The following is a 14117-nucleotide window of genomic DNA, read 5'->3' as shown; positions in this document are numbered from 1 at the left end:
CGGCGACATGAATACCGGCGCGCCGATCCCGAACGACCGGTGCGCTTTCTTGAGGAATGTATGTATTTGAATGGAAAAATGGCGGCGCTGTGCCTGGCCGCTTGCGCCAGCCAGCCTGCCGCCGCCACGGCGGCAGCCGTGAACTACCACCAGCAGACGGCAACGCAGTCCGCGCCCGAAGTGCGCACGCGCGACCTACTGCTGTTTGGCGCCGGCCTGATCCTGCTGGCTGGCCGGCGCCGTCCCGAACACGATACGTGGCAAGTACGTGGGCAAGACTAAACCAGCAGCAGCACCGCATACTCGCGGCCCTCGTCGCGCAGGGTGATGCTGTTGCCGCCCTGCGCCACGCCATCGAGCGACAATCCCGCAGGCCGCCCCTGCGCCTGCTCCACCGTGATGGCGTAGCTGCTGGCGCCGAAGCGGTAATGCAGCTTGAAGCTGCGCCACTCGGCCGGCATCATCGGTGCCATGCGCAGCACGTTCGCTTCGCGCGTCAAGCCGAGCAGGGATTCGACGATCAGGCGGTACAGCCAGCCCGACGATCCCGTGTACCAGCTCCAGCCGCCGCGTCCCACGTGCGGCGCCACGGCATACACGTCGGCCGTCACCACGTACGGCTCCACCTTGTAGCGCGCCACCGCCTGCGCGTCTGCGCCATGGCGCACGGGACTGATCATGCGCAGCAGTTCCCATGCCTTTTCGCCATCGCCCATGCGGGCAAACGCCATCGCCGTCCAGATGGCCGCATGCGTGTACTGGCCGCCGTTCTCGCGCACGCCCGGCACATAGCCGCGGATGTAGCCGGGATTGAGGTCGGCTTTGTCGAACGGCGGATCGAGCAGCTGGATCACCCCGGAATCACGGCGCACGAGGCGCGCATCGACCTGGCGCATGGCGCCGGCGACCCGCTCCTTGTTGGCGGCGCCCGACAGCACGCCCCAGCTTTGCGAAATCGAATCGATCTGGCATTCCTCGTTCGTGTGCGAACCCAAGGGCGTGCCATCGTCGAAATACGCGCGCCGGTACCACTCGCCATCCCACGCATGTTCCTCGACGTTGGCGGCCAGTTTCACGGCTTCGTCGCGGCAGAACTGGGCAAACGCGGCGTCGCCGCGCAGCATGGCCACTTCGGCAAAGCGCTGCAGCACTTCATACAGGAAGAAGGCCAGCCACACGCTCTCGCCCTTGCCATGTTCGCCCACCTTGTCCATGCCGTCGTTCCAGTCGCAGGAACCGATCAGCGGCAAACCGTGCACGCCCAGGCGCAAGCCATGGCGGATGGCACGCACGCAATGCTCGTACAGGTCGGCCGACTCGCCCGAGCGCACGGGCAAGTCGTAGTAGGAATCTTCTTCCGGCTTGACGGCGCGTCCCTCGATGAAGGGCGCCACTTCCGACAGCACGTTGACGTCGCCCGTGGCGATCACATAGCGGCAGGCGGCCAGCGGCAGCCACAGGTAATCGTCAGAGCAGTGCGTGCGCACACCGCGGTCCGATGGCGGATGCCACCAGTGCTGCACGTCGCCTTCGACAAACTGGTGCGCCGCGCACAGCAGCAAGTGCTTGCGCAGCAGCTGCGGCACCGTGTGTATCATCGCCATCGCGTCCTGCAGCTGGTCGCGGAAACCGTAGGCGCCGCCCGACTGGTAATAGCCGCTGCGCGCCCACAAACGACAGGCGATAGTCTGGTACATCAGCCAGCCGTTGGCGATCACGTCGAGCGATGGATCAGGCGTTTCGATGCGTACAGCCCCCAGGGTGCTGTCCCAGTGTGCGCGCACGGCGTCGAGCGCCATGCGGGCCGCTTCCTTGCCCGCATGGCGCTGCACCATGGTGCTGGCATCGGCATTGCGGCGCCCGCCCACGCCGAGGATAAAGACGATTTCGCGCTCCTGCCCCGGCTGCAATTCAAACGGCACCTGGATGGCGGCACACTGGTCCAGCCCCGTGCCCGCCTTGCCTGACAGGCGCACGCGGCGCAGCGCCGCCGGCTGCGCCAGGCTGCCGTTGCGGCCGATGAATTCATTGCGGTCGCAGGTGATGGAGCGGATGCTGGCGTCCGTATTGAAGAAGCCGACCCGGCCCGAAAACTCCGTGTTGTAGTTATTGCGCGCAAACAGGGCGCCGCTGATCGTGTCGACCTCGGTGGCCACATGCATGCCGGACTTGGCGCGCAGGTCGGCCATCACCCATTCCACATAACCGGTGACGGACAGGCGGCGCGGCACGCCGCTGTCGTTGCGCACCTTGATCACCGAATATTTGACGGCAGCGTCCAGCGCCACATAGGTGCACAATTCCGTGGCGATGCCGCCTTCGCTGTGTTCGAAAATGCTGTAGCCGAAACCGTGGCGCGTCACGTAGTCGCCGCTGCCGCGCGCGGGCAGTGACGTGGGCGACCAAAACTGGCCGCTTTGCTCGTCGCGCACATAGAACGCTTCGCCGGACAGGTCGGACACGGGGTCGTTCTGCCATGGCGTGAGGCGGAATTCATGCGCATTCTCGCTCCACGTATACGCCTGGCCCGCTTCTGACACCACCGTGCCGAATTGCGCATTGGCCAGCACGTTCGACCACGGCGCCGGCGTCTGCTTGCCTTCTGCCGTGGTGATCACGTATTCGCGGCCGTCGGGTGTAAAACCGCCGAGGCCATTTTCCAGGATCAACTGGCGCTCTGGCGCCCGGTGCGGCACGCCGCCCTGTTCGCGGGCCGGGTCCTGCAGCAGCGGCGGCATGCGCAGCACGGGGCTCGGCGGGCGCTTGACCTGCTCGGCCAGGGTGCCGCGCAAATCGCTGATGATGGCGCGCGCCACCGATTGCAGCAAGATGCGGTCTTCGTTGGCGATCTGCTCGGCCAGGCGCACGAAGATGCCGCCCGGGCGGTCGATCGCCTGCGCATCGATGCCCGAGGCGATCAAGCCCATGATCTGGTCGTGCAACAGCTGGCGGTAGCCCGACTGCTCCTCGTACCAGATCACCAGGTCGACGATCAATCCCTTCAGGCGCCAATAGGCATGCGCCTGCACCATCTGGCGCGCCAGCTCGATATTGGCCGCGTCGCGTATCTGCAGCAGCACGATGGGCAAGTCGCCGGAAATGGCATACGCCCACAGGCCGGACTGGCCGCGCTGGTTCTTGATCAGGATGCTGGCCTCGGCGCGCAGGGCCGCATTCGGGTAGATCACGGCGTTGGCCAGGCGCGCATACAGCTGCGCGTCCGCTTCGCTCGCGTTCAACTGGCGCAGCACCACCTGGCTGTGCGTCCAGGCCAGCTCGAACACGCGGTCGGCCAGGTGGCGGTCCTGGTATTTGTCGATCAGGTGCAAGGCCGCATCGCGCTGTTCGGCCATGCCGGTGACGCTGTCGACGGTGACGGCCTGGTCTGGTTCGAGCGTGATGACGTAGCGGATGGCCACGATGGGGTCGAGCACGGAACCGTGGCCGCCACTCAATGGACCTCTTTCCTGCAGCGCCTGCGGCAGCTGCGCCGTATTGCCGCGGCCGATGAAGCGCGCGCGGTCCGTCTCGAACGATACTTCGTAGCGCTCGATATCGTGCACGGTCATCACATGCAGCAGCCACGGCATCTGCTCCTCTTTCGAGCGGGGCCGGCGCGTGCATAAAATCGCCTTTTCATGCGCGAGGATTTCCGTCTGCACGAACAGTTTGCTGAAGGCCGGATGGGCCGCATCGGCCGCCGCCGGCGCCATCACCACTTCGGCAAAACTGGTGATCTCGATGCGCCGCTGGCGGTTCGAATTATTGCTGATGCGCGTACGCCGGATTTCGATGTCGTCCTCGGGCGAGACGACGATTTCCGTGTACAGGTCCAGGCCATGGTCGGCGCGGCGGAACTCGGCCCGGCCCTCGGAGAAAATCACTTCGTATTTCTTCGGTTCGGCCAACGTGGGCTGGTACATGGTGGACCAGACTTCGCCATCATCGAGGTCGCGCAGATAGCAGAAATTGCCCCAGTTATCGCGCGTGCTGTCTTCGCGCCAGCGCGTCACGGACAGGTCTTTCCAGCGGCTGTAGCTGCCGCCCGCATTGCTCACCATGACGTGGTAGCGGCCATTCGACAGCAGCTGCGTTTCCGGCACGGCGCTGTTGGCTTGCGTGAGGATGCGCATCGGCATGGCCTGCTCGGACGCGCCGCTGCGCAGCACCGCCAGTTCGGCCGTGTTCGAGTAAAACGCGCCCGCCTGCGGCGTGCGTTCCTGCAGTACCAGCAAGGCCGATTGCAGCAGCGGATCGGACTCGAAACGGCGCTGCATCGGACGGTCGTGCAGCAGGTAGCTGAGGGCCAGAAAGCCCATGCCCTGGTGGTGCACCATGAAGGAGCGGATGATGGCGCTGCCCTGTCCGCGCGGCAGGCGCGCCGTGGTGAAATCGATCGCTTCAAAAAAGCCGTAGCGCCCCATGTAGCCGGCCGCCTGCATGCGCTGCAGGTTCTGGCACGACGCTTCCGGCTGCACCATCAGGCCCATCATGCTGGCGTACGGCGCCACCACCAGGTCGTCGGCCAGGCCCCGTTTCAAGCCCAGTCCCGGCACGCCGAAGGCGCGGTATTGATAGTTCAAACTGGCGTCGACCGTGTTGTAGCCGGATTCGGAAATCCCCCAAGGCACATCGCGCTGGCGCCCGTAATCGATCTGCGCCTCGATGACGGAGTGGTAGGTCTGGTCGAGCAAGGTGTTCGGGTAGTTCGGCATCACCAGGAGCGGCATCAGGTACTCGAACATCGAGCCGCTCCACGACAGCAGCACGGGCTGGCCCGCCACCATGCACAGCTGGCGGCCCAGGGCGAACCAGTGCTCCTGCGGCAGCTGGCCCTGGGCGATGGCGATGAAGCTGGCCAGGCGCACTTCGGAAGCGAGCAAATCGTAGTAGCTGGGGTCCAGGCGCCGTTCGCTGACGTTGTAGCCGATGGCCAGCAGTTTTGTCGACGGGTTGTACAGGAAGCCGTACTCGATCTGCGCGAAGTCGCGCGCCTGGCCCGCCGCGTGGGCGATGTCGCGCATGTGGCGACCCGCCTGTTCGCGGCCCTGCGCCAGCAAGGCGGCCAGCTCCGAAGGCAGGCCTTCCGGCGTTTCCAGGTTGGCCAGTTCGCGCAGGGTCGGCACGCGCATCAGCGCCGCATCGACGCCCGCCTGCGCCGCCCAAGGCGCCAGTTGCAGCAATTCAGCCAGCGCCGCGCGGCACTGGCGCGCCAGCGCACCCGCCCACATCGACAGCTCGCCATCCTCGCTTTGCAAGGTCAGCGACAGCAGCGCATCGGCCGCGCCATTCGCAGCAGAGAGGTAGGCATGCCATTCGGCCAGGCTGGCGGGCGTCGCAGGGGCTTGCAGCAAGTGCATGCTGTCACGCATGGCCTGGCCCTCGCCTTCGGCGGCGATGAATTCCTGCAGTACCTGCGCCGTCGTACGGATGCCCTGCACCACTTGCGCGCCGATGATCGGGGCGTCATACAGCTCCACCAGTCCCGGCTGCAAGGTCAGCAGATGGCCGGCCAGGTTGCCGCTGTCGACCGTTGAAATGTACATCGGCTGCAGCGCCTTCAGGGTCTGCGTGTCGTACCAGTTATAGAAATGGCCCTGGAAGCGTTCCAGTTCGCCCATGCTGTGCAGGGTGGCGCGGCTGCGCTCGATCAACTGGCCCAGGGTCAGATAGCCGAAATCGTAGGCCGTCAGGTTGGCCAGCAACGCCAGGCCGATATTCGTCGGCGAGGTACGGTGCGCCACCACGAGGTTCGGGTGTTCCTGCATGTTATCGGGCGGCAGCCAGTGGTCGTCCGGCCCCACAAAGGTATCGAAATAGGCCCAGGTCTTGCGCGCCACGCCATGCAGGAAACGTCCCTGCTCGGCCGACAGGCGCGCCACGGCCCGCTCGATGGGGCGGCTGATCCACCAGGCGATGGCGGGCGCGGCCAGCCACAGGAGCAGCACCACGGCGGCGGCGGGCAAGGCTTCCGGACGCCAGTAGAGCAAGGCGCCGAAGGTGGCCAGCGCCAGCGCGGGCGAGCACCACATGGCGCGCCAGCTGTCGGCCTGCGAACCTGACGATACATGCAGGTTCGAGGCGCGCCAGTCGAGCAAATGCTTGTGCGACACGCCCAGGCGCCACAGGGTGCGGACGATGGCATCGAGGCTGATCCACGCTTCGTACGGCAGGAAGACGAGGGTCAGCATGGCGTGCGAAAACTGCACGCCGCAGCGCCGCTCGAACGCGGCCAGGTGCTGGCGCCACAGGGTGTCGCGCGGTTTGCGCAGCAGATCATACAGTGCCGAAAAGACGGGCGGCAGGAAGATGATGGCCAGCATGGCCGCGCTCCAGAAGGCCACGTGCGGCAGGAAGCCCCACACCAGCAACAGCGACAAGGTGGTCGCGGGCGCGACGACGCTGCGGCGCAGGTTGTCGAACAGCTTCCAGCGCGACAGCATCGACAAGGGATTGCGTTCGCGCTTGCCGGCGCGGCCCGGCACACGGCCCAGCAGCCAGCCGACCAGTTGCCAGTCGCCGCGGATCCAGCGCTGGCGGCGGCTCACGTCGGCGTCATAGCGCGCCGGATATTCCTCGTACAGCTGCGAGTCGCTCAAGAGGCCCGCGCGCAGATAACAGCCTTCCAGCAGATCGTGGCTGAGGATTTTATTGTCGGGCAGGCGCTGGCCCAGCACGCGCTCGAACATGTCGAGATCGTAGATGCCCTTGCCGATGAACGAGCCTTCATAAAACACGTCCTGGTACAGGTCGGAAACGGTGCGCGTATAGGGGTCGATGCCCGGTTCGCCGCCGCACAGCAGCTCGTAGCGCGAGGCATTCGCGCTGGGCAGCGCCACGGCCACGCGCGGCTGCAGGATGCCGTAGCCGGCCACGACGCGCGTGCCGGCCGCGTCGAGCACGGGACGGTTCAGCGGGTGCATCATGGTGGCGATGAATTCGCGCGCCGCGTCGCGCGGCAGTTGCGTATCGGTGTCGAGCGTGATCACGTATTTGATCGTGCGCAGGCCGCGCAACTCGCCTTCCACCAGCGAGAATTTGTCGCGCGCGCCGCCGCGCAAGAACGCGTGCAGGTCGGACAATTTGCCGCGTTTGCGCTCCTGCCCCATCCACGCATTCTGCTGCGAATTCCACAGCCGCGGACGGTGCAGCAGCAGGAACGGTCCCACATGGCCCAGCTCCTCGGGATCGGCAGGGTCGCCGTTTTCCTTGAATTCGACGCCCTCCACGCGGTATTTCTCGTTCAGGATACGGATGGTCTCCTGCGCCTGGCGCAGCAGGGCTTCGTCGCCCGGCATCGTTTGCGCCTCGGCGTCGACGAAGTCCGTCAGCAGGCAGAAACGCAGGTTCGGGTCGCGGTTGGCGAGATAACGCACTTCCAGCGCCTCGCACAGGGCCGCCACGTTTTCCTCGCTGTAGATCAGGGTCGGCACGACAACGATGCCGCGCGCGTCCGACGGAATGCCGGCCTGGTAATCCATGCGCGGCAGCGGATGCGGCGACGTCATCAGGGTCGCCAGCCAGTTCACCACGGCCACGGCCAGCTGGCTGCTGCCCAGCAGCGCCAGCGCGCCCAGCGCCGCCAGGGGCCAGCCCTGCACGCCATGGCGCACGGCGCGCTCGAGCAGCAAGGCGCTCGTCGCCAGGGTCAGGAAGCAGATGGCGCCCAGGTAGACGGCCAGCGGCGCGGCGCGCGCCGTATGCTGCAGCGCCTCGACGAAGGGCAGCTTGGCGCCGGCCTGCTTTTCCAGCACCAGCACGCCGCGCCCCACCAGGTAGAAGCCGATGTGGCCGCGGCGCGCGTCATTGCCGTTGCCGTGCGTGTGCGCCAGCTGCACCACCATCTCGGCCACTTCCACTTCGCTGCGCGCGCTGCGCCTGGCAATGCGTTCGATGGCGTGGCGGTAGCTGTCGCGCGTGGCGAAATCCATCAAGCCATAGGTGCCGGCCGGGTCGAGGCGCAAGGTCTGCTCGACCACGCTCATCGTCTCGACGAATTCCTGCCAATCCATGGTGCCGAGAAAACGCAGGCTGCCGATGCTGTTGGCGATCGATACCTGGTCGGCCGCCTGCTGCCCGATCTCGGACTGGATCTGCTGTTCGATGGTGAGGCCCGACTCGGCCAGCTTGTGGGTCAGCCACGACAGCGCCAGGGTCAGCGAGGAACTTTGTCCCTGCAGGCGGCGCGACAATTCGGCCACGAAGGCGCTGGTCATCGGCGGATTCGAACGGGCCATGTCGGCCACCAGCAGGATCAAGCCGCTGGGATTGCGCTCGGCGATCTCCGTCATCTGGTCGGCCCAGGTGTTGGCCAGGTCGCGCTGCATGCGGTCGTCGGCCACGCGCACGGCGACGCGGCGCAGGTTTTCGATCAGGGCCAGGCGCAGCATGATGGGCACGGCCCACAGTTCACCGAGCGTGAGCGTGGCCACATCCTGGTAAGCCTCGACGAAGTGGCACAGGTTTTCCAGGTCGACCCGGCCATCGCCGTGCGAGATGATTTCCAGCGCAATTTTATAGACGCGCGGGCAGCCTGCGTCAGGGCCCGACGTCAAGCGCGGCAGCTCCTTGCTGTAGTTCTTCGGCAAATGGCGCCGCGTCGTGCGGATCTGCTCTTCGATCAGATAAAAATTATCGAGCAGCCATTCCGAGGCGGGCGTGACCTGGCGTCCGCTTTTGACGGTCGCCGTCAGCTCGTTGACGGTGGCCGTGATCAGGGCCGCATTGTCGGCCAGGCGCGCCAACAGGCGGTCGCGGCCATGATGCTTGCCCACCGCATGGCCGGTGGCCACGTGCTTGCCGTGGGCGGCCATCTGCATGGCGCTGAATAATTCGGAACGCAGGGGCAAGGCATCGTCGCGCGCGGCGTCGAAGGTGTCCGGTGCTAGGGAATGGTCGCGGAAGATTTCTTTAACTTTGGAAATCTGTTCCTTGATCTGCTGCGTGACAACTGCTGTGTACTCTTTCAACTTGGGGCCTCGCTAGGTGCACGCACGCAGCCAGCGGCCACCGTCACGCTGGCCCAGTCTGGAAGAACACGATCGGACACTGGCGAAGACGGAAAGCGAAGCGCCGGAGCGTTGCGACGAATCTCAGGGTATAGGGAGATTTTCTGAACTTCATCGTAGGTGCGCCATCTGCACAAGACCGTGCGCTAGCGTACATACATCACGTTTTAGGGACGTTTCAGCAAAGAAATTAGCCTGTTGAGCGGCAGAAAAATGCCGTCAGGAAATGAATGCAAGAAATGCGAGAAGAACACCGTGCCAAAGATGGCACGGTGCAATATTTCAAGGAAGAAAGTTCAGACCGTTCAGGCCGCGATGGCCAGCGGGTGGCGCGTCGCCTCGGCCATCGCCATGCCGCCATTGAGTTGCCATGCCGCGCCGTGACCGAGGCGGCGCAGGCAGGCGCTAGCGCGCGCGCTGCGGTTACCGCTGCGGCAGAAAAACACCAGCGGGCGCTGCGGCTGCTGCAGCCACGCGGCCACCTGTCCCGCCAGGCGGCTCAGCGGTACGCTACGCACCTCGCAGCCCTCGAACACCGTGCCGGCGCACGCCGCGTGTTCATACGCTTCGCGCACATCGACGAGGATGGCGCCGGGATGCTGGCGCAGGAAGGCGGGTAAGGCGGCCGCATCGAGCTGCAGTTCGGCAGCCGGCACGCTACCGTCCTGCACGGTGCGCACGGTAGCGCAAATGCTGCCGTCGTCGCCTGACGCGCACAGCACGGTATCCTGCGTCAGCAGCGCCGCATCCAGCAGAGGTGCCAGCGCCCCGGGCGTCAGGGCGCCGATGAAGGCGAAGCGCTGCCCCAGCAGGTACACATGGGTTTCGCCACACTCGACGCGGCGCAAACGCTGCTGGCCCAGCGCCAGCTCACCGTCGATATCGACGTGGCCGACTTGTTCGATCTCGAGTTCCTGCAGCAGCGCCAGGCGCGCCACGCCATGGTCGGCTGGCGCCGCCGTGTGTACGATGGCGCGCAAGGCCAGGTGCTGGCAGCGGATGAAAGCGGCCAGGCGCGGCACGAGCGCGGCGACGGGATCGATGACGACGCAACTGGCGCTGGCAAGGTCGCTGAGCAGCCAGGTGCACTGGCCATCGACGCTCAGCTGAATCACGCCGTCCTGCGGCGATGGCGCCAGCGCGGACGGCAGCAGGCAGCTGCTGCGCAGCGCTTCGCCGCAGCGCTCAATGCGCGCGCAGGCGGCCGTAATGGTCGCCGCGTCGATCAGGGGACCGAACGACAGACGGATGGCCGAGCTGGCACGCCATTGCGGCACGTGCATCGCTTCCAGCACATAGCTGGGGAGCGCCTTGGCGGCGGAACAGGCGCTGCCCGAGCTGACGCGCACGCGCGCCGCGTCGAACAGATCGAGCAATTCCTTTGACGACAAACCGGGCACGGAAAAATTGAGCGTGGTCGACAAGGACAAGTCGAACGGCATATTGAACACGATGCCGGGGAAGGCACGTTCCAGGCTGGCCACCAGCTGCTCGCGGAACGCGGCCAGGTCGGCGTGGCTGCGGAAGGTCTTGCCATCGTCGAGCGCGGCCAGCACGGCGCCCAGCGCGGCGATGCCAGCCATGTTTTCCGTGCCCGAGCGCAAGCCCGCTTCCTGGCCGCCGCCCATCATCAGGGGTGTAAACGGGGCGCCGGCGCGCACGTACAGCATGCCGATGCCCTTGGGCACATACAGCTTGTGGCCGGAAAACGGTGCGTAATCGATGCGCGTGGCGGCCAGGTTCAGTTTCAGCTTGCCCAGCGCCTGCACGCAATCGACCATCCAGTAGGCATCGGCGCCGCGCTCCTGCAGCAGCTGCGCGATGGCGGACAAATCGCTGACGACGCCCGTTTCATTATTCGCCGCCATCGTGCACAGCATGGCCGCGTCGCCGATCAGCGCATCGAGTGCCTGCAGATCGTGGCGCCCCTGCGCATCGACGGGCAGCTTGCGCACTTCCAGGTTCAGGCCCAGCAGGCGATTCCAGTGCGCCAGGCTTTCCGGCACGGCCTTGTGCTCGGTCGCGCCATACAGCAGCAGGCTGCCGATGCGCTTGCCCGCATCGCGCCGTTCGCGCAGCGCGCACAGGGCCGACAGCACGGCAGTCTGAATGCCTTCGGTGGCGCCGCTGTTGAACATCAGGCGGCCATCGCCCACGCCCAGCAAGCCGCTGGCGCGCCGGCGCACGCCATCCATCATGGCCTTGGCCTGCAATCCCGTCGCGTGGGTGCTGCTGGGATTGCCATAGCCCTGCTCCATCGCCTGTTTGGCGGCGGCAACGGCGGCGGGCAGCACGCAAGTGGTGGCATTGCTGTCGAGGTAGATTTCTTTCATGATGGCAGTCTGAGTATTCTATAAAAGGGGCAGCGCAGGCGGCTGGAACATATGGATAGTCTACCGGCCCGCCCCCGTGAAGATATGCCAAACAATGCTGCAAACGATGTACCATGCAGCATGTTCATGCCATAAAAACTGGAATAGTAAAATGAATTCACCAAACGCCTCGCTCGACAAATTCGACTGCGCCATCCTGGCCGCCTTGCAGCAGGATGGCACCCTGTCGATCGCCGCCCTCAGCGAAAAGATCGGTTTGTCCAGCACGCCGTGCTGGAAGCGGGTCAAGCGCCTGGAGGAAGACGGCTATATCGAGAGCCGCGTGGCCATCGTGAACCGGCAAAAAGTGGGTTTGCCCGTGACCGTCTTCGTCAGCGTGCGCACGGGACAGCACGATGAAAAATGGCTGCGCCGCTTCGCCGCCGCCGTCATCGTCTTGCCCGAGGTACAGGAATTTCACCGCATGAGCGGCGACATCGATTACCTGCTGAAAGTCGTCACCACCGACATCAAGGGCTATGACACCTTCTACAAAAAGCTCATCAAGGCCGTGCAGCTGACGGGCGTGTCGTCCGCCTTTTCCATGGAGCAGATCAAGTGCAGCACGGAATTGCCGCTGGAATTGATCGCCCACGGCTTGCCTGCCTGAGACGATCGCGCGTTGCTGCAATGCAACATAAATGAATGAAAAGCAGCAATGGTGCGATGGAAGGCGCAGTGCGGCCGGTATACTGTCTGCTCGCCTGCCCGCTTTTCTGCTCATTCTGCAGGCCATCCTCCAAGGTCTTCCATGTCTCTGCTCCGCCGCCTCTCCATCCAGAAAAAACTCCTGTTCAGCATGGGCTTGTGCCTGCTGCTCTTCATGGCGATCTCGTCTTTCCTCAGCGTGCGCATGAGCAGCGATTACGTGCGCGAGCGCGTCGTCAGTCAGGAGTTGCCGGCGCAAGTGGGCGAGATCCGCAACGACGTGCTGCGCCAGATCAGCCAGCCCCTGTCCGTGGTGCAGACCATGGCCAACGATGTCTACCTGCAAGACTGGGAAGACGCAGGCTTGCCCGACAGCGGCATCGCCACCTTCCAGCGCTACGCCAAGGTCGTCAAGGAAAAGAACAAGGCCGCTTCGATCAACTGGGCCTCGGCCAGCACGGGCAAGTATTTCACCACGGAAGGCTTGCTGCGCACCTTGGACAAAAACCAGGCGGCCGACCAGTGGTTTTATGGCTTGCTGGCCGGCGACAAGGCCTACACGCTCGACATCGACAAGGCGGAAAACTCCAGCGACCTGATGCTGTACCTGAATGCGCGCGGCCAGACGGCGGGCGGCAAGCAGATCGCGGCCGGCCTGGGCCTGTCCATCAATGCGCTGGCTGACACCATCCGCAGTTACAAGATCGGCCAGACGGGCCATGTCTACCTGGCGCGCGCCAATGGCGTGCTGCTGGTGCACCGCGACACGGCCCTGGCCGACGGCAAGCATCAGCTCAAGGATCTGCCCGGCTTTAGCGATACCCTGAGCAAGAGCCTGTTGACCGGTAACAAATACGCATACGCCATCTACGACGCCCCTGCGGGACGCCAGTTCGTCGCCGCCTCCTTCGTGCCGGAATTGAATTTATACGTGATGGCGGAAGTACCGGAAGCGGAAGTGCTGGGCAACGTCACGCGTTCGGCCCTGCTTGCCGCCCTGATCGCCGGCCTCGTCGGTGGCGGCATCGCCCTGTGCATCATTTATGTCATCAGCCGCGCCATCGCCGCTCCCGTCGCGCGGGCGGCCGACATGCTCAGCGAAATCGCCAGCGGCAATGGCGACCTGAGCCGCCGCATGCCCGTCGAATCGGAAGACGAGGTCGGCGCGCTGGCCGCCGCCTTCAACCGCTTCGTCGCATCGCTGAACGTGACGATACGCGAAGTTCGTGACAGTACGGGCTCCATTGCCAGCGCATCGAGCCAGATCGCGTCGGGCAATCTGGACCTGTCGGCGCGCACGGAAGCCCAGGCGTCGAGCCTGGAAGAGACGGCGGCCGCCATGGAAGAACTCACGTCGACCGTGAAACAGAATGCGGACAACGCGCGCCAGGCCAATCAGCTCGTGGTGTCGGCGTCGAGCCACGCCGTCAAGGGCGGTGAAGTGGTGGGACAAGTGGTGCAGACGATGGGTGCGATTACGGAAAGTTCACGCAAGATCGCCGACATTATCGGGGTGATCGACGGCATTGCCTTTCAAACCAATATCCTCGCCCTGAACGCGGCCGTCGAGGCGGCCCGTGCGGGCGAACAGGGCCGCGGTTTTGCCGTGGTGGCGACCGAGGTGCGCAACTTGGCGCAACGCTCGGCAGCGGCAGCGAAAGAAATCAAGGACTTGATCGTCGACTCGGGCAGCAAGGTCGAAGCGGGCAGCAAGCTGGTCGACTCGGCCGGCGCCACCATGCAGGACATCGTCGTCTCCGTGCAAAGGGTGGCCGACCTGATGGGAGAAATCGCCTCTGCCAGCCAGGAACAAAGCCAGGGTATCGCGCAAGTCAATGCCACCGTCACACAGATGGATGACGCCACCCAGCAAAACGCGGCGCTCGTGGAAGAAGCGGCGGCGGCAGCCCAATCGTTGCAGGACCAGGCGGGCCGGCTGGCGCAAGTAGTCAGCGTGTTCAAGCTGGAAGAAACCGGGCATGCGGCGCAGCCACAGCCCCGGCAGCCGGCGCACAAGCCGGCGCTGCCCACGCCATCGCGCCCGGCAGCGCCGGCCAGCGATGCGTGGGAAGAGTTTTAAAGAAGACGC

General features: G+C 65.1%; 5 protein-coding genes. 3 read left to right on the top strand and 2 right to left on the bottom strand.

All coding sequences use genetic code 11. The features are described from left to right. Nucleotides 1-60: 60 nt before the first annotated feature. Nucleotides 61-282 (top strand): hypothetical protein, encoded by a 222-nt coding sequence (locus tag OPV09_RS03290; protein ID WP_070301653.1) that lies wholly within the window; start codon nt 61-63, stop codon nt 280-282. Here OPV09_RS03290 and OPV09_RS03285 read toward each other — a convergent pair. Further along, a complete protein-coding gene (locus OPV09_RS03285; RefSeq protein WP_425324048.1) occupies nt 279-8906 on the bottom strand; it encodes a GH36-type glycosyl hydrolase domain-containing protein in 8628 nt (2875 codons plus the stop codon). The genes OPV09_RS03290 and OPV09_RS03285 overlap by 4 nt on opposite strands. 407 nt (nt 8907-9313) lie before the next feature. Further along, nucleotides 9314-11341, bottom strand: a complete 2028-nt coding sequence (locus OPV09_RS03280) for an aminotransferase class V-fold PLP-dependent enzyme (protein ID WP_338680528.1) — start codon at nt 11339-11341, stop codon at nt 9314-9316. A gap of 151 nt (nt 11342-11492) precedes the next feature. Here OPV09_RS03280 and OPV09_RS03275 point away from each other — a divergent pair, with 151 nt between their 5' ends. Beyond that, a complete protein-coding gene (locus tag OPV09_RS03275; protein ID WP_034753155.1) occupies nt 11493-11990 on the top strand; it encodes an Lrp/AsnC family transcriptional regulator in 498 nt (165 codons plus the stop codon). Nucleotides 11991-12131: 141 nt separating this feature from the next. Then, complete coding sequence (locus tag OPV09_RS03270; RefSeq protein WP_338680526.1) at nt 12132-14108, top strand: methyl-accepting chemotaxis protein; 1977 nt, start codon at nt 12132-12134, stop codon at nt 14106-14108. Nucleotides 14109-14117: the final 9 nt, after the last annotated feature.

Origin of the sequence: Janthinobacterium sp. TB1-E2 (genome assembly GCF_036885605.1) — a bacterium.
Classification (GTDB): Bacteria; Pseudomonadota; Gammaproteobacteria; order Burkholderiales; family Burkholderiaceae_D; genus Janthinobacterium; species Janthinobacterium aestuarii.
This window is presented reverse-complemented; position numbering and strand designations above follow the sequence as displayed.